The sequence below is a fragment of the Microbacterium trichothecenolyticum genome (genome assembly GCF_030818955.1).
GTDB lineage: Bacteria > Actinomycetota > Actinomycetes > Actinomycetales > Microbacteriaceae > Microbacterium > Microbacterium trichothecenolyticum_B.
Genome location: NZ_JAUTBF010000001.1, coordinates 2,368,890 through 2,385,953, shown reverse-complemented (window position 1 = coordinate 2,385,953; position 17,064 = coordinate 2,368,890). Strand labels below are relative to the sequence as shown.

15 protein-coding genes are annotated in these 17,064 nt (G+C 70.6%); 5 read left to right on the top strand and 10 right to left on the bottom strand.

Annotated elements, in window-relative coordinates; all coding sequences use genetic code 11:
- Positions 1-381 precede the first annotated feature (381 nt).
- The 6 genes from QE412_RS11260 to QE412_RS11235 form a co-directional block, all read right to left on the bottom strand.
- Positions 382-1,161, bottom strand: a complete 780-nt coding sequence (locus tag QE412_RS11260; protein WP_307483594.1) for a creatininase family protein — start codon at positions 1,159-1,161, stop codon at positions 382-384.
- Positions 1,158-2,486 carry an FAD-binding oxidoreductase gene (locus tag QE412_RS11255; protein WP_307483591.1) on the bottom strand — a complete coding sequence of 443 codons (1,329 nt, stop codon included), beginning with the start codon at positions 2,484-2,486 and terminating at the stop codon, positions 1,158-1,160. Before QE412_RS11255 ends, QE412_RS11260 begins: the two co-directional genes overlap by 4 nt.
- 140 nt (positions 2,487-2,626) lie before the next feature.
- Positions 2,627-3,805 carry an ABC transporter substrate-binding protein gene (locus tag QE412_RS11250; RefSeq protein WP_307483589.1) on the bottom strand — a complete coding sequence of 393 codons (1,179 nt, stop codon included), beginning with the start codon at positions 3,803-3,805 and terminating at the stop codon, positions 2,627-2,629.
- Positions 3,806-3,926: 121 nt separating this feature from the next.
- Entirely contained in the window at positions 3,927-4,814 is an 888-nt protein-coding gene (locus QE412_RS11245) for an ABC transporter permease (protein WP_307483586.1), read from the bottom strand.
- The gene (locus QE412_RS11240) at positions 4,811-5,587 is read right to left on the bottom strand and encodes an ABC transporter ATP-binding protein (protein WP_307483583.1); all 777 of its coding nucleotides are present in this window, start codon (positions 5,585-5,587) and stop codon (positions 4,811-4,813) included. The genes QE412_RS11245 and QE412_RS11240 overlap by 4 nt, the downstream gene beginning before the upstream one ends.
- 24 nt (positions 5,588-5,611) lie before the next feature.
- A complete protein-coding gene (locus QE412_RS11235; RefSeq protein ID WP_307483580.1) occupies positions 5,612-6,862 on the bottom strand; it encodes an amidohydrolase family protein in 1,251 nt (416 codons plus the stop codon).
- 258 nt (positions 6,863-7,120) lie between these two features.
- Here QE412_RS11235 and QE412_RS11230 point away from each other — a divergent pair, with 258 nt between their 5' ends.
- A complete protein-coding gene (locus tag QE412_RS11230) occupies positions 7,121-8,395 on the top strand; it encodes an MFS transporter (protein ID WP_307483578.1) in 1,275 nt (424 codons plus the stop codon).
- Between the two features lie 29 nt (positions 8,396-8,424).
- On the opposite strand, the gene QE412_RS11225 is transcribed toward QE412_RS11230, so the two are convergent.
- From QE412_RS11225 to QE412_RS11210, 4 genes are read right to left on the bottom strand one after another with little or no spacing between them, the layout of a single operon-like run.
- Positions 8,425-9,372 (bottom strand): PDR/VanB family oxidoreductase, encoded by a 948-nt coding sequence (locus QE412_RS11225; RefSeq protein ID WP_307483575.1) that lies wholly within the window; start codon positions 9,370-9,372, stop codon positions 8,425-8,427.
- Positions 9,369-10,001: an XRE family transcriptional regulator gene (locus tag QE412_RS11220; protein WP_307483574.1), complete on the bottom strand. Its 633-nt coding sequence runs from the start codon at positions 9,999-10,001 to the stop codon at positions 9,369-9,371. Before QE412_RS11220 ends, QE412_RS11225 begins: the two co-directional genes overlap by 4 nt.
- A complete protein-coding gene (locus QE412_RS11215) occupies positions 9,998-11,296 on the bottom strand; it encodes an amidohydrolase family protein (protein ID WP_307483572.1) in 1,299 nt (432 codons plus the stop codon). The genes QE412_RS11220 and QE412_RS11215 overlap by 4 nt, the downstream gene beginning before the upstream one ends.
- Positions 11,293-12,258 (bottom strand): XdhC family protein, encoded by a 966-nt coding sequence (locus QE412_RS11210; RefSeq protein WP_307483569.1) that lies wholly within the window; start codon positions 12,256-12,258, stop codon positions 11,293-11,295. Before QE412_RS11210 ends, QE412_RS11215 begins: the two co-directional genes overlap by 4 nt.
- Positions 12,259-12,309: 51 nt before the next feature.
- On the opposite strand from QE412_RS11210, the gene QE412_RS11205 reads away from it, so the two are divergent.
- The 4 genes from QE412_RS11205 (at position 12,310) to mmsB (ending at position 17,037) form a co-directional block, all read left to right on the top strand.
- Positions 12,310-12,879, top strand: coding sequence for a nucleotidyltransferase family protein (locus QE412_RS11205; protein ID WP_307483566.1), 570 nt, complete (start codon positions 12,310-12,312; stop codon positions 12,877-12,879).
- Positions 12,880-13,095: 216 nt separating this feature from the next.
- Positions 13,096-14,214: a multiple monosaccharide ABC transporter substrate-binding protein gene (gene chvE / locus QE412_RS11200; RefSeq protein WP_307483563.1), complete on the top strand. Its 1,119-nt coding sequence runs from the start codon at positions 13,096-13,098 to the stop codon at positions 14,212-14,214.
- Positions 14,215-14,281: 67 nt separating this feature from the next.
- Entirely contained in the window at positions 14,282-15,811 is a 1,530-nt protein-coding gene (mmsA, locus tag QE412_RS11195) for a multiple monosaccharide ABC transporter ATP-binding protein (protein ID WP_307483561.1), read from the top strand.
- A 5-nt stretch (positions 15,812-15,816) separates the two neighbouring features.
- Complete coding sequence (gene mmsB, locus QE412_RS11190; RefSeq protein WP_307483558.1) at positions 15,817-17,037, top strand: multiple monosaccharide ABC transporter permease; 1,221 nt, start codon at positions 15,817-15,819, stop codon at positions 17,035-17,037.
- Positions 17,038-17,064: the final 27 nt, after the last annotated feature.

Sequence of the window (17,064 nt, the reverse complement as noted above, 5' to 3'; positions counted from 1 at the left end):
CACCGCCGGCCGCGCGGGTCCCGCAAGAGCCAGGCCCCGGCGCAGGATCCGCGGTCGGGGGCAGGCCCAACACCGGCCGGTCGCGCGCAGGCCCGTTCGCGCCAGGGGAACGCTCAATCCCGCCGGACCCGCAGCAAGGCCTTGCACAACTCCTGCAGAACCGGCGCCGGCTCCGCCCGTGCCTCAGGAGGGACGGCCCGTGCAGGAGGTGTGCACGCGGGGCCGGGTGCTCGGCGCGCGCGACGCTGCTGTCGCCGCGAGGCGAGCGCGTCCCGGCCCCACCCGCGCGGCACGCACAACTCCTGCAAAACGCCGCGTCACACCGCGCGCGCGGGTCCACGGGCTCGATCTGCAGGAGCTGTGCGCCCCGCCGCGGGCAACTCACACGGTGTAGTCGAATCGGCTGATCTCCTCGAGTGCCTCGACGACGAACGACACGCTGTCCTCGAACAGCTGAGCGCCGGCCTCGGCGTTCGAGCCGGTCGGGTCGCCCAGCACGCCCGTGGGGCCGAAGTCGTTCGACAGCCACCCGAAGGTCACGGGCTTGCCGTTGAAGCCGATGTGCCGGAAGTCGCCGATGTGCGCGGGCACCGTGGCGTGGAATTTCGCGGGGTCGACGAGCTCGGGACGCAGGTGCATGATCATGCTCGTCTCGCCGTAGCCGGCGTGGATGCCCGTGCCGTGCTCGTCGGGGGTGCCGTCGGTGCCGTCGAACGAGGGCACGCGGGCTGCGGGCATGAAGAACGTGCGCAGGCCGAACCGGCGCCGCAGCTCGCGGTTCGCCACGTTCAACAGCGCGACGTTGCCGCCGTGGCCGTTGAGGAACACGAGGGTGCGGGCGCGGGTGGTGAGGATCGAGCGGCCGATGTCGACGATCGTCTGCATCATCGTCTCGGGGGTCAGCCACAGCGTGCCCGGTGCCCAGGAGTGCTCGTCCGACTTCGTGATCGACAGCGTCGGCAGCTGCCACACGTCGAGGCCCTGCGCTGCGGCCCGCGCGACGGCGGCCGTCGCCGACGCCTCGGCCACGATGGCATCCGTCGCCAGCGGCAGGTGCGGACCATGGTGCTCGATCGCCCCGGTGGGAAGGACCAGGATCGAGTCCTCGGTGAGCGCCTCTGCGGCGGCGGGGCCGCTGAGCTCGGCGAGCAGGCGGCTCATCGGATGGCGCCCTTGCGTGCGCCGTTGTACTCGGGGTTGAGCTTGCCGGGGTTCAGCAGCCCCTGCGGGTCGGTGACGCGGGCGGTGTCGAGCGTCCGCTCGACCTCGAAGTCGACGTTCCACTGGTGCGGGTTGTGTACGCCGACGCCGATCGCGTTGAGCTCGGCGATGCCACGGTAGACGTCTTCCTCGCTGACGTAGGGGGCGGCGAGCATGCCGATCGGGTGCTGCTTCGTCGACTCGATGTGCAGCTTCCCGCCGGGGAACACGGCCTCGACGGCCTCGACGTCCTCGCTCAGCGGCATCCCGGCCACCTCCAGGTGGAACACCTCGTGCGGCTGGCTCTTCTGGTACCACTCGATGGGGTGGTTGTAGCTCAGCATCGACAGGCGGATGCTGGCCTGCGGACCCTCGCGCACGGCCTCGACGCGGCCGCCGGCGCCTTCGACGATCGCGGTGACCTCGTCGACGATCGATGCGTCGATGATCGCGCGCAGGCTCGACCGGCCCTCGGGGATGGCCTCATCGGCGGGCAGGGATGCCGAGATCTCGGGGCCGTCGCCCGACACGAGGCGCGGGGCGGGGTCGAGGTTGCCGATGGTCTGCAGCACCGACAGGGTGCCGGCGTAGTCGGGGAAACTGGCCCAGAGCCCGCGCCAGTCGCGCAGCGGCTCGAGGCGCACGGTCGCGCGGACGATGACTCCCGCGGTGCCGTAGTTGTGCACGTACTTCTGGGCCTCGTCGCCCTCGACGTGGTGGATCTCGGCGCTGCCGTCGGCGTGCACGACGTCGAGAGCGGCGACGAAGCCGCGGTCGTTGGAGCCGTGCTCGATCGAGCCGGTGCCGCCGGAGCCGCCGGAGAGGAACCCGCCGAGCGTGGACTGGGCGGTGGAGGGGTACATCCACAGCGCCTGTCCCGCGGCCCACGCGGCCTGTTCGAGCAGCACCATGGGGGTGCCGGCCTCGGCGGTGATGTAGCCGTCGCCGACCTCGACGATGGCCTTGGCGCGCGTGGTGTCGATGACGAGCCCGCCCTGCATGGGGATGCCCTGGCCGTAATTGCCGGTGCCCTTGCCGCGGACGGTGATCGGAACACCGTGACGCGCGGCCGCGGCGACCGCGATCGCGATCTGCTCGGCGCTGGCGGCGAACACGACGAGGTCGGCCAGGCCGAGCGGGAGCTGGGCGGCGAGGATCGGCGACATGGGCGCACCGTCGACGCTGGCGCGTTCGCGCACGCGCGGTTCGGTGCTGACGGCGGCGGGGCCGAGCAGGTCGAGCAGGTCGTCCTCGAGGGAGAGGATGCGGGTGGCGGTGTCGCTCATGGGTGTGTCTCCGGGTGGAACGGGTGGTGGATGCCGGTGAGGGGGCGTGGCGGGAGCGGGCGGCCGGGTGGATCGAGGCCGCCGTCGCCCCTCGCGCACCGGACGGCCCGGCCCGCGCGAGGCGGACCGGGCCGGGCCGATCAGAACGAGATGCTCTTGTCGATGAACTCGTTCGTGTACAGGTCGGCGGGGGTGTAGCCCGACGCCGGCGGTGTGCCGAGGTCGGTGTAGACCTTGCTCGCCTTGGTGAAGAAGTCCGCGAAGCGGCTGTCGTCGAAGTTGCCGTAGGTGGAGTCGGGGCCGTTTCCGACGAGGCCGAGCTCGACCTGGGTCTTGTCGGAGTAGTCGGCCACGCCCTGCGTGTAGGTCCAGCCGGTGGCGTACTCGTCGACGAGCTTCAGGATGAGGTCGTTCGCGGCCTTCGGGTCCTTGAAGTAGGCGACGCCGGCCTTCTGCAGCACGGGCACGAGCTTCGAGAGGCAGGGGGTCAGCTTGTCGAAGTCGGCCGCCTTGACCGACATCGACGACTGGTAGGTCTGCCATCCGGCGTCGTGGATGAGGGCGAACTTGACGGGCTTGCCCCAGGCCGAGACCTCGTTCTGGTACACGTACGGCTCAGCCGACGCGAAGCCCTGCTGCATGTCCTTGCCCCCGGCGGCGACGAAGTTCGAGGGCGTGCCGTCGTAGGAGCCGTCGAGGATCGAGGGCGAAGCCAGGCCCGCGCTCTTGAGGTACTCGATGTACGCGGAGCCGTCGAAGTAGCGCCAGACGCCGCCGTTCTTCTCCAGCGCCGGCTTGACGTCCTGGATCGTCTTGACGTCGGGGTAGGTGGCCGGGTCCCACATGACCATCGTGGGGCTGATGTCCAGCGGAGCGAAGACGGCCTTCGTCGGGGTGGTGCCCGAGAGCTGGATCGCCTCGTCGGTGCTGACGTAGCCGAGCGTGATCGCGTCGTCCTGGTACATCTGCGCCGAAACGGTCTGGAAGCCGATGGCCGGGCCGCCGGCGCGGATCTCGAGGTTCACACCGGTGTACTCGCCGTCCGAGATGAGTGGGCCCGTGACGGCCTTGGTGTTGGCGTCGATGGTGTAGCCGTCCTTGATCATCTCGTAGAGGTGACCGTGCTCGGCCTCGGGGTTCCAGTCGGTCTGGATCACCACGGTCGAGGGGCAGTCGGCCGAGAGGTCGACGGAGCCGATGGGCATGTCGGTGGCCGGGGCGCTCTGCTCTGCCGCGCTGCCGGCGCAGGAGGTGAGGGTGAGGGCGATCGCGATCGCGCCGGTGACGGCGGTTGCGCGAAGAAGGGTGGAGCGCTGCATGCTGGTTCGCTTTCTGTGACGGGTGGAGCTCTCGGGTGCGGGTGTTTTCGGGTACGCCGGATGCTGTCCCTCGCGCGCGTGCGCGAGGGAGGCCGTGGCATCCGGGATTCGGTGGTGCGGGTCAGATGGTGCTGTCGTACCAGCGGCCCACAGCCACCTTCGACAGCCAGCCGAAGAAGGCGAAGATCGCCACGCCCAGCAGGCAGGCCGCGAGGATGGCGGCGAAGAGCTCGGCGCTTTGCAGGCGCGACTGGTAGTTCGAGATGAGCGAGCCGATACCCGGCTCACCGCGGCGGAAGAAGTAGTCGCCGACGATCGCGCCGATGACCGCGAGTCCGGCGGAGGTGCGCATACCGACGAAGATCGAGGGCAGGGCCGCGGGAAGGGTCAGCTTGGTCAGCACCGTCCACTTGTTCGCCTTCTGCAGGCGGAAGAGCTCGCGCTGGGACTTGTCGACCGACTGCAGGCCGAACAGCGTGTTCGACACCATCGGGAACAGGGCGATGAGCACGCAGACGATCACGCGGGCGAGGAACTCGTAGCCGAACCAGAAGCCGACCAGCGGCACGAGGGCGAGGATCGGGATGCACTGGAGCATCACGGCGTACGCGTACGTGGAGCGCTCGACCCAGCGGGCGAGCGACATGGCGATGGCCCAGCCGATGCCGATGACCATGGCGATGAGCAGACCGGTGAGGGCGACGCCCGTGGTGCGGAACAGCGCGATCCAGATGTCGGCGCCCACCTGCGGGTCGAAGAAGCCGAGCGTGAACATCTCGTGGGGCATGGGCAGCAGGAAGCCCTTACCGGATGCCGCCAGCCCGACGGAGACGGCGTACCAGCCGCCCACGAGCACCACGAGCACGGCGAGCGGTGGGCCCGCGAGCAGCAGGGCGCGCGAGAACCGACCGCGTGCCGCCTGCGGTACCGCGGGAGCGGGGACGTCGGGCGTGGATGCCGTGGGCCTGGCCGTCTCGTCGACGACGGCCTCTGCGGAGGTGGTGCTCATGAGTGTCCTTCCCGGAGGGCGTGGGAGACCTCGCCGACGAGCTTGCCGAACTCCGCCGTGTAGCGGATCTCGGGGTCGCGGGGCATGTCGAAGGGGACCTCGAAGGTGTCGACGAGGTGGCCGGGTCGTCCCGACATCACGACGACCTTGGTGGAGAGGTAGATGGCTTCGGAGACCGAGTGGGTGATGAAGAGCCCACCGAACTTCTGCTCGACGAAGATCTTCAGCAGCTCGTCGTTCAGACGCTCGCGGGTGATCTCGTCGAGAGCGCCGAAGGGCTCGTCGAAGAGGAACAGCTCGGGGTCGAGGGTCAGCGAGCGCGCGAGCGAGGCGCGCATCTTCATGCCTCCCGACATCTGCTTGGGCAGGTGCTTCTCGAAACCCGTGAGGCCGACGAGGTCGATCGCCCATTGCGCCTTCGGTGTGCGCACGCGCTTGGGCTGCCAGTTGAGCTCGGCCAGCAGTTCGACGTTGGACTGCACGTCGCGCCACGGCAGGAGAGTGGCATCCTGGAAGACGTAGCCGATGCGGTCGGTGTTGACGGTGGCAGTGCCCTCGCTGGCGGTCTCGAGACCGGAGGCGATACGCAGCAGCGTCGACTTGCCGCAGCCCGAGGGGCCGACGACGCTGACGAACTCGCCGCGCTCGACGGTGAGGTCGACGCCCGAGAGGGCGGTGGTGCCGTTGGGGAACGTCATGGCGACGTTGCGGAAGTCCAACAGGGTCGTCGACGAGGTCGCGACGTCTGTCGGAGCGGGAGAGGCCAAGGTCACGGGGGCGCTCACTTTCCGGTCGGGTTACGGTGTCGTCGCGGGTGCGGCGGCGCGGACGGGGGAGGCGGTACGGGTCGAGACGGTTGTGCGGCTGACGAGGCGGCCGCGGTGGATCACGACGCGGTCGGCCGAGGCGAAGGCGACCGTCTCGCCGAGCGAGGCGGCGCGCACGGCGACGAGATCGGCGCGTGCACCGGCGACGGGGCCGGCGAACGGCAGGCCCATCACCTCGCGCGCGCCCGAGGTCACGGCATCCACGGCGTCGTCGGGGGCAAGGTGTCCCGCGCTGACGAGCAGCGACGCGGTCTCGAGGTGATCGCAGCGCCCGACGGGATTGAAGGGGTCGCGCACGTTGTCGGCACCGGCGGCGACGCGCACTCCGGCGGCCTTGAGCCGGCCGATCGGTGCGATCCCGCGCGGTGTCGCGTGATCGGTGCCCCACCCCTGCAGGTAGAGGTTGGTGATGGGCAGGGCGATGACCCCGATGTCGGCGGCGCGGATGTCGGCGGCGAGGGCGGCGAGGTCGGCGGCGGGCATCATGCTCAGGCGCACGCAGTGCCCCGCGCTGCGCGAGCGGTGCCAGCCGGTGACGGCGCGGGCGTAGGCGGCGAGAGTGTCGGCACCGGCCAGGCTCTCGTCGGTGTGCAGGTCGAGGCCGACGTCGCGGCGGCGGGCGAGCGCGACCAGGCGCTCGAGGTCGGCGAGGGGGTCGTCGGCGAGGTGGGGGGCGCCTCCGACGAGGTCGACGCCGAGGTCGAGAGCGGCCTCGAAGACGTCGTCTGCAACCGTGGGCCCGCCAAGGGCGACGAGCTCGATATCCATCAGGGCGCTGAGCTCGTCGCGCAGGCGGACGAGTGCACGAACCCCCGCGAGGGCGTCTTCGCCGCGGAGCAGGTCGACGTGCGTGCGCACCGCGGTGATCCCGGATGCCAGCATCCGCAGCGCCGTGGAACGGGCGCGCTCGAACGTGTCGTCTTCGTCGAGCGTCACGGCGAAGGCGTGCCAGCTCTCGATCGCGCGCTCGAGGTCTCCGAACGGCGGCTGGATGGCATCCCAGGACTGGGACTTGTCGAGGTGCGCGTGCGGCTCGGCGCCCGCTGCGGTGACGACGTAGCCGTCGAGGTCGAGCGTCTCACCGACGGTCTCGGGCAGGGGCGTGCCTACCGGCACCACCGCGAGCACCTCGTCGCCGTCGAGAGCGATGTCGACGACCGCGCCCGAGGGCAGGCGCACGCCGCGCAGGGCGGCGATCGAGACCGGTGGAACGGCAGACACGGGGGCCTCCGAAGAGTCGGGTAGTCGGGTGGCGAGGCGGGGCCACGGCATCGGGGCGGGCCGCCGGAGCGGCTTCCAGAGTGTTGGTGTGACCAACATCGGGTGATGTTCCGATGCTAGGAACCGTGCGTTTCCGCTGTATTTCTCACGCATGACCCTCGTGACAAAGTTCGCCCGGGCGCGAGATGCGCGGCCGGTGGAGCGGTGGCAGGATCGTCCGGGTGCCCCGATCCGGGCGCAGACTTCCTCGGAGACACCGTGCCCCTCACCCCCGACCCGTCCGCCGACGAGCCGTCGCACGTCGCCGCGCCCCGGGTCGCCCCGACGCCGGTGCTGCTCGGGACGCAGATGCTGTTCAACATCGGCTTCTTCGCCGTGGTCCCCTTCCTCGCGCTCGTGCTCACCGGCGACTTCGGGCTCACGGCGGCGGCCGTCGGACTGATCCTGGGGGTGCGCACGTTCGCGCAGCAGGGTATGTTCCTCGTCGGCGGGGTGCTGGCCGATCGCTTCGGGGCACGCCGCACGATCCTCACCGGGTGCGCGGTGCGCGTGCTCGGCTTCGCGACCCTGGCGATCTCCCTGCTCCCTCCCACGCCGCAGCTCGCGGCGTTCGTGGCCGGCACCGTGCTCACGGGTCTGGGCGGCGCGCTCTTCTCGCCCGGGCTGAACGTGCTCGTCGCCGATGCCGAGGCGCGTCGCGCGCCGGCGAGCTCGCGTTCCCGCGCCTCGCTGTTCGCCTGGCTCAGCGTGAGCGGTGAGCTGGGGGCGGTGGTCGGTCCGCTCGTCGGCGCGGCGCTGTTGGGCTGGGGCTTCGTCGTCGTGGCGTTCGCGGGGGCCGCGCTCTTCGTACTCATCGGGGTGTTCCTGGCCGTGGCGCTGCCCCGGCGCACATCGTCGGCGCGCGAGCAGGGCATCCACGGGCGCTGGTGGTCGCTGCGCGACCGGCGGTTCCTGGCCTTCTCGGCGTTGCACGCCGCCGACCTGCTCGCCTTCAACCAGCTGTATCTCGCGTTGCCCCTGCAGCTCGCCCGCACCGATGCGGGCGCGGGCGTCGTGGCGCTGATGTTCGCCTGGGTCTCCATCCTCACCCTCGTCCTGCAGTTGCCGATGTCGCGATGGTGTCATCGCGTCGGCGCGGCGCGCGCACTGCGCGTCGGCTACGGGCTCTCGGGCGCCGGCTTCGCCGTCGTCGCGTCGACCACCGTGCTCCCCCTCGACGACACCGTCCGGATCGCCGCGGTGTTCGTGGCGGCGGGACTCGTGATCGTCGGTCATCTCACGACGAACCCCACCGCGCAGGCACTGGTGCCCCTGTTCGCGGGCACGCTGCCCACCGGGTCGTTCTTCGGGCTGTTGTCGACCTGCGGCGGTGTCGCCGTGCTCGTCGGCAACGTGGTGGTCGGCGCGCTGCTCGGCTGGACCGCCGTCCCCGCGGTGGCCTGGCTCGTGCTCGCGGCCCCCCTCGTCGTCGCCGCGGTCCTGGCGCCTTCGCTGGCTGCGGGTGCCGGCCGGGCATCGACGACCGTTCGGTGAGGGCTACCGCAGTCGCCGACGCTGCTGCGTCAGAGCTCGAGCGTGATGCGGTCGCACGCTGCGCGTGAGACGCACACCATCATCGTGCGGTTCGCCGCCTGCTCCTCGGGCGAGAGCACCGAGTCGCGGTGCTCGACCTCGCCGTCGACGATCGCGACCTCGCACGTCCCGCACGTGCCGACGCGGCAGCTGGAGGGGACGACGATGCCGTACTCCTCGACGACGTCCAGTACCGAGCGGGCGGGCGGGACGGTGACGGTCAGCCCCGAGAGCATGAGGTCGACGTCGAAGGGCTCCGACCACACGGGCGGGCCGAGGACCTTGGCCTCGAAACGCTCGACGTGCAGACTGCCCCCGGGCCACGCCGACATCGCCTCCTCGAGCGCCTCCAGCAGACGGGCGGGTCCGCACGAGTAGACGACGGTGCGGGTCACCGGCGTCGCGAAGCGCTCGGCGAGAGCGAGGCGGCGCCCCTCGTCGGCGGCGTACACCTCCACCCGCTCGCCGTAGCGCTCGACCAGCTCCTCGACGAAGGCCATGGTGCGGCGCGAGCGCCCGGCGTACAACAGCGTCCACGCCGCGCCCGCCGCCTCGGCCGCTTCGATCATCGGCACGATCGGCGTGATGCCGATGCCGCCGGCGACGAAGACGTACGAGCGACCGGCGGTGGGGGCGAAGAGGAAGTGGTTGGCCGGCCCGCGCACGCGCAGCGTCGTGCCTTCGTGGGCGTTCTCGTGCAGCCACACCGAACCCTCACGCTCGCGCAGCACGCCGATGCGCCAGGTGCCGCGCTCGGTCGGCGACCCGCAGAGCGAGTACTGCCGCTCCACACCGCCGGGGAGGACGACGTCGATGTGCGCGCCGGGCGACCAGTGCGGCAGCGTTCCCGTCGAACGCTCCACGTCGAGCAGCACGATCCCGTGCGCCGCCTCCCGACGAGCCCGCACGACCACCTCGAACGTGAGACCCCCGGTCATGACTCTCCCTCCGCGGCATCGTCGACAGCGCCGCCGTGCACCCGCTCCTTGACGATGAGCAGGCGGTACGGCACACCGCCGGGCGAGTGCCACCGGTGGGGTGTGCCCGAGCGGCAGTAGACCGAGTCGCCCACGCGCAGAGTGCGCTCGCCGTAGGGCCCGAACGAGATCACCACCGATCCCTCGAGAACGGTGAGGAACTCGTCTTCCTCGTGCACGTAGTGGTCGCCGGGCACGGCGTTCGCGCCCGAGAACTCCAGGGGCTCGAAGCGCCGGGGCCCCTCGGCGAGAAGGCGCGCGGTCCCCTCCGCGTACGGGCCGACGAATCCCTCGTCAGCGCCCACGAACGACGGGCGCGCGTCCTGGTCGGTGCGCGGCTGCTCCGATGCCGCGATCAGCTCGACGCGGCTCGTGCCCAGGGCCCGCGCCAGCCGCTCGAGACTGGCCATGCTGGGCCGGGCGAGGCCGCGCTCGAGCTGGCTGAGGAACGGATGCGACAGTGTCGCCGCCTCCGCGAGCTGGGTCAACGTGAGTCCGCGCGCCTTGCGCAGTCCCCGCAGGTGCGCGCCGAGGCGCTCGTCACCGGTCGGGGTGTCCTCGGCGGGGATCGCAGGAGCCATGGTGGTCATCGTCGCACCCTCTCGAACAACTGGGCCACGATCTCTCCTTCGTCGGCGGTGGTGAGCCTTCCGTCGTCGACGACGATCCGACCCGCCACGACGACCGTCCGGGGGCGGCGCCCGGGCGCGGCCCACAGCAGGCCCGAGACGGGATCGGCGACGCCGGCGTCGGCGACGCCCGACACGTCCCAGAGGCACAGGTCGCCGGCCGAGCCGGGGGTCAGGCGCCCGAGCTCCGCGCGGCCGAGGCCGTCGGCAGACCCGGCGGTGGCCATCGAGAGCACCTCGGATGCCGCAAGCTGCGGGCCCACGAGGGCCGAGACCTGCATGGCGAGGCGGGCATCGGCGAGCAGATGCCCGGCGTCGTTGCTGCCGCCGCCGCTGGTGCCGAGTCCGACGGCGATACCCGCGTCGCGCAGGCGCCGCACGGGCGCGACGCCCCATCCCATCGGCACGTCGCACCCGGGCGCGTGAGTGGCGGTGGCACCCGATGCCGCCACGCGGGCGATCTCGTCGTCGGTCACGTCGCACAGGTGCGCGAGCGTGACGTCGGGTCCGAGCCAGCCCCACTCCTCGAGCAGGTCGAGGGGGCGGGCGCCGTAGCGCTCGACGGCGATCTCGACGTCGACCACCTCGTTCGCCTGGGTGCGTCGGCGCAGGCCATGGGTGCGGGCGACTTCGCCCAGCAGATCGAAGGTCTCCCGCGGGTCGCTGTGTACTCCCGCCGGTCCGACGGCGATCTGCAGCATTCCATCGCTCGACACGCCGCCGTGGGTTCCCGGCAGCAGTGCGCGCACGATGGCGTCGGCCGAGGCGGCGGCTTCTTCAGGGTCGTCGCGGGCCGCGCCGCGGACGAAGACCAGGCGTGCGCCGAGGTCGGCCGCAGCCTCCGCGGCGGCGCGCGCCATACCGACGGTGTCGGCACCGCTCGGCCACGTCAAGTGGTGGTCGGCGACCGTGGTCACCCCGCTCAGCACCGCCTCCGCGAGGCCGGCACGGGCGGCCAGACCGGTCAGCTCCGTGTCGATACCCGCCTCGGCGTAGGCGGCAGCCATCGCTGGCAGCCAGTCGCGCATCGCGATGCCGCGGGTGCCCGGCAGGGTGCGGAACGCCGTCTGCAGCAGGTGGTGGTGGGCGTTGACGAGACCCGCGGTCACCACGCACCCTGTCGCGTCGATCACGGTGGCGCCCTCGGGATCGGCCGCCTCGGCGATCACGCCGTCCACGATCACGACGTCTCCGGTGCGGACGCACCGGCTGTGCTCCACCACGGCGACGGCGCCGCGGACGATCACGACGCTCATGCGGTCTTCACCGCGCACGACTCGGCCGAGGGGGTTGCGTGCAGACTCGCCCCGCGCGTCTCCCGCAACGGGCGCGCGCTCGCAGCGTTGCGGGATGCCACGATCTCGGCGATCACCGCGAGAGCCGTCTCCTCGGCCGTGGCGCCGCCGAGGTCGAGGCCCAGGGGAGAGTGCAGCCGGGCGAGCTCGGCATCCGTCACTCCGGCCGCACGCAGGAGCTTCGCGCGGCGCGCGACCGTGGCCCGCGCCCCCATCGCGCCGACGAAACCGACGGGCATGCGCAGGGCGGTGGCGAGGGCGGGCACGTCGAGCCGCTCGTCGTGGGTGAGCACGCAGACCGCGGTGCGCGCATCGGGCGTCGGGAGCTGCTCGAGCAACTCGTGCGGGGGGCCGACGACCAACCGGGTCGCATCGGGGAAGCGCTCACGGGTCACCAGCAGGGCCCAGTCGTCGCACACGGTCACGGCGAAGCCGGCGGCCGCTCCCAGACGGCAGAGCGCTGCGGCGTGTTCGCCCGCCCCGAGCACGATGAGGTGCGGCGGTGCGGGACGGTGCAGTTCGAGGGGCGTTCCCTCGAGGTCGAGGCGCAGGGACGCCTCCTGCCCCGACAGCACGGCGTCGAGGGCCGGGCGCACGTGCACCGGGTCCACGGGGTAGGCCACCACGTCCACGGCTCCGCCACAGGCCAAGCCTGCGGTGATGGGGGTGACGGTACCGTCGTCGGTGAAGCCGAAACGCGCGCGGCGGACGGATCCGGTGCGAAGTGCGTCGAGACCGAGCATGACCGCGTCGTTTTCGACGCAGCCGCCGGAGATCGACCCGATCACGCGCGCGTCGCGGGTGACGGCGAGAGTGGCACCGACACCGCGGGGGGCGCTGCGCATCACGGCGGTGACCGTGACAGCCGCGACCGGGACCCCCTGGTCGAGCAGTGGCACCAGGTCGGCGGCCAGATCGAGCATGCAGGCGACGGTAGTCGGGGCGTGTTTCGGGCACGCTACGCTGTCGTGACCATGCCCGCCGCTTCCCCCGCACACCCCTGCGGACTGGTGCTCGCGGCGGGGGCGGGTCGCCGTTTCGGCGGGCCCAAAGCGCTCGCTCGTACGCCGGGCGGCACACCGTGGCTCGTTCTGGCGGTGCGCGCGCTCCAGGCGGGCGGGTGCGGCGAGATCGTCGTCGCGCTCGGTGCGGCGGCCGACGATGCGGCCCTTCTGGTGCCCTCGGGGGCGAGCATCGTCCGTGTCGACGGCTGGGAGTCGGGTGTCGCGGCGTCGGTGCGCGCGGGCTTGCACGCTGCCGGGGCCGGATCGGCCCCGGCAGCAGTGATCCTGCCCGTCGACACCCCCGACGTTGCGCCCGCGGCGGTTGCGCGGCTCGTTCGCCGGGCGGCGCCGGATGCGCTCGCCCAGGCGGTGTACGCGGGTGAACCCGGGCACCCGGTGCTGATCGGGCGCGCCCACTGGAGCGCCGTGGCCGCGGCGGTGCGCGGTGACATCGGAGCCCGCCCGTACCTCGTCGCGCAGGGTGCCGACGCCGTCGAGTGCGGCGACCTGTGGTCGGGGGCCGACCGCGACGAGCGCTGAGAGGCCTCTGCCCGGCGGGCGGATCACGACTCGATCACGGCGGCGAGGAATTTTGCCGCCCCTATGGACAAAATCCCGTACGGGGGATAATTTTTCGGAGCCGTCATAATTCGACGGACCAGAGTGCCGGGACGACGACGTACCCGATCCGACGCCGGGGAGGGCGACGGGTGCGGACCAAGAGGTCCCTGCTGTTCAGAGAGGAACGCAGATCACATGCTGAAGAAAATCCTGACCGGTGCGGCCATCGCCGCACTCGCCGTGGGTCTCGGGGCCTGCAGCTCCACGCGTCCGGCCGACGGGGGCGGCGCCGCCGCGGGTGGCAGCGGCGAGTGCAACGTCGGTATCGCCATGCCGACCCGCAGCCTCGAGCGATGGATCAACGACGGCGAGCAGCTGCAGCAGAAGCTCACCGACGCGGGGTGCACGGTCGACCTGCAGTACGCCGACAACAAGACCGACCAGCAGATCAGCCAGATCCAGAACCAGATTTCGGGCGGCGCGAAGATCCTCGTCATCGCCGCGATCGACGGTTCGACCCTGGGCCCGGTGCTGCAGGAGGCGAAGGCGCAGAACGCCACCGTCATCGCGTACGACCGCCTCATCAACGGCAGCGAGAACGTCGACTACTACGCCACGTTCGACAACTACAAGGTCGGCACCCTGCAGGGGCAGTTCATCGAGGAGCAGCTGGGCCTCAAGACCGGCGCGGGACCCTTCAACCTCGAGCCCTTCGCCGGCAGCCCCGACGACAACAACGCCAAGTTCTTCTTCGCCGGCGCCTGGGACGTTCTGCAGCCCTACGTCGAGAAGGGGCAGCTGGTCGTGCCCAGTGGCAAGTCGCCCGCCAATGACGACGCGTGGGCGTCGATCGGCATCCAGGGCTGGGCGTCCGACAAGGCGCAGGCCGAGATGGACAACCGCCTGTCGTCGTTCTACGGCGACGGCAAGAAGGTCGACGTGGTGCTCTCGCCCAACGACAGCCTCGCGATCGGCATCGAGGCATCCCTGAAGTCCGCCGGCTACACCGCCGGTGCCGACTACCCGATCATCACGGGTCAGGATGCCGACAAGGCCAACGTCAAGGCGATCCTCGAGGGCACGCAGGCCATGACGGTCTGGAAGGACACCCGCGCGCTCGGCGACCGCGTGTTCACGATGATCCAGGAGATCAAGGACGGCCAGACCGTCGAGGTCAACGATGAGAAGACCTACGACAACGGCAAGAAGGTCGTGCCGTCGTACCTGCTGACCCCCGAGGTCGTCGTCAAGGACGACGTGCAGTCGAAGCTCATCGACTCCGGCTTCCTCAAGGCGTCCGACGTCGGACTCTGATCCCCTCCTCGCGGCGGGGCGGGCTTCGGTCCGCCCCGCCGCTCGATCCCTGACGAAGGAACAACCCATGACCGAACCGATCCTGCGCATGGCGGGGATCTCGAAGTCGTTCAACGGCGTGCCGGCTCTCGCCGATGTCTCGATCGACGTGCACCGGGGCGAGGTGCACGCGATCTGCGGCGAGAACGGCGCCGGCAAGTCCACCCTGATGAAGGTGCTGAGCGGGGTGTACCCGGCCGGTAGCTTCGCGGGCACGATCACCCTGGAGGGCGAGCCGGTCGCCTTCCGCTCCATCAACGACAGCGAGGCCGCCGGCATCGTCATCATCCACCAGGAGCTGGCGCTCAGCCCCTACCTGTCGATCGCCGAGAACATCTTCCTCGGCAACGAGAAGTCCCGACGCGGCGTCATCGACTGGAACGCCACCAACACCGCCGCAGCGGAGTTGCTCAAGCGCGTAGGACTGCGCGAGAACCCCGCGACGAAGATCTACGAGATCGGCGTCGGCAAGCAGCAGCTCGTCGAGATCGCGAAGGCATTGGCCAAGGAGGTCAAGCTCCTCATCCTCGACGAGCCCACTGCCGCCCTCAACGACGACGACTCCGCCCACTTGCTCGACCTCATCGACCAACTGCGCGACCAGGGCATCACCTGCATCATCATCAGCCACAAGCTGAAGGAGGTGCTCCGCATCGCGGACCGCATCACGATCATCCGCGATGGTCGCACCATCGAGACGATGCACCGCGACGACGCCGACACCGACGAGGGGCGCATCATCCGCGCCATGGTCGGTCGCGATCTCAACAGCCTCTTCCCGCCGCGCGAACCCGACATCGGCGACGAGCTGTTCCGCGTCGAGAACTGGACCGTGCACCACCCCGTCGACACCGAGCGCGTCGTCATCGACGACGCGTCGTTCATGGTCCGGGCGGGCGAGATCGTCGGTTTCGCCGGGCTCATGGGGGCCGGGCGCACGGAGCTGGCCATGAGCATCTTCGGTCGGATGTACGGCACCGGGATCTCGGGCGAGGTCTACAAGAACGGGCAGCAGATCGACGTGCGGACGGTGGATGCCGCCATCAAGCACGGCATCGCGTACGCCACCGAAGACCGCAAGAAGTACGGTCTCAACCTCATCGGCGACATCCAGGTCAACGTCTCGGCATCCGCCCTCGCGCGCCTCGCGCGCCTCGGCGTCGTCGACCGCTACCGCGAGTACAAGGTGGCCGACTCGTACCGCTACAAGATGAACATCAAGGCGCCCAGCGTCGCCGCGATCACCGGACGCCTCTCGGGTGGCAACCAGCAGAAGGTGGTCCTGTCGAAGTGGATGTTCACCGGACCCGACGTGCTGATCCTCGACGAGCCCACCCGCGGCATCGACGTCGGGGCGAAGTACGAGATCTACGGAATCATCAACGAACTCGCGGCCCAGGGCAAGGCCGTCATCGTCATCTCGTCGGAGCTGCCCGAGGTCATCGGCCTCTCCGACCGCATCTACACCATCTCCGAGGGACGCATCACCGCCGAGGTCAGCCGTGACGACGCCACCCAGGAGACGCTCATGCGGCACATGACCGCCGGAAGGAACTGACAGCAATGGCCACCGCATCCACTCAGACGGTCGAAGCGCCGACCCAGCCGGGACCGCGACGCCGCGGCATCCTGTCGCGCATCAACTTCCGCCAGTTCGGCATCCTCGCGGCTCTCATCATCATCATCGTGCTCTTCCAGGTGCTCACGGGCGGTCGCCTGCTGCTACCCGGAAACGTCAACAACCTCATCCAGCAGAACGCCTACGTGTTGATCCTCGCGATCGGCATGGTGATGGTGATCATCGCCGGTCACATCGACCTCTCGGTCGGCTCGGTCGTCGCCATGGTCGGCGCCATCGCGGCGATCGCGATGAACTCGTGGGGCCTGCCGTGGTGGGCCGCGGTCGTCCTCTCGCTCGTCGTCGGCGCCGTCGTCGGCGCCTGGCAAGGCTTCTGGGTCGCGTTCGTCGGCATCCCGGCCTTCATCGTCACCCTCGCGGGCATGCTGCTGTTCCGCGGACTCACCCTGGTGCTGCTCACCGGCGGCACGATCTCGGGTCTTCCCGATGGCTTCACCGCCATCGGCGCCGGCTGGCTCCCGCCCGCGCTCGGCTACCTCGGCAACTGGGACGCCCTGACCCTCGTGCTGGGGCTCGTCTCGGTCGTCGCGCTCGTCGCCCAGCAGCTGCGCACCCGCGCGACGCTGCGCCGTCTCGAGCTGCCGCGCGAGGCGGCCTGGTCGTTCTGGCTCAAGAACGCGATCGCCGCCGTGGCCATCATGGCCGTCGCCTTCACGCTCGCCGCCTACAACGGCACCCCGATCGTGCTCATCATCCTGGCCGTGCTCGTGCTCGCCTACACGTTCGTGCTCAACCGCACGACCTTCGGCCGCCACGTCTACGCCATGGGCGGCAACCTCTTCGCGGCCGTGATGAGCGGGGTGAAGACCAAGTGGGTGAACTTCTTCATCTTCGTCAACATGGGTGTGCTCGCCGGCCTCGCCGCGGTGGTCAGCACGGCCCGCGCCGGAAGCGCCGTCGCCGCGGCCGGTCAGAACTACGAATTGGATGCCATCGCGGCGGTGTTCATCGGCGGCGCCGCCGTGCAGGGCGGTATCGGCACCGTGGTCGGTGCCGTCGTCGGCGGTCTCGTGATGGGCGTGCTCAACATGGGCCTGTCGATCCTGAGCGTGGATGCCGCGTGGCAGATGGCCATCAAGGGCATCGTGCTGCTCCTGGCGGTGGCGTTCGACATCTTCAACAAGCGGCGCAACGGCGGTGTCTGACCGGATGGGGAGCGGGGCCGCGGGCCC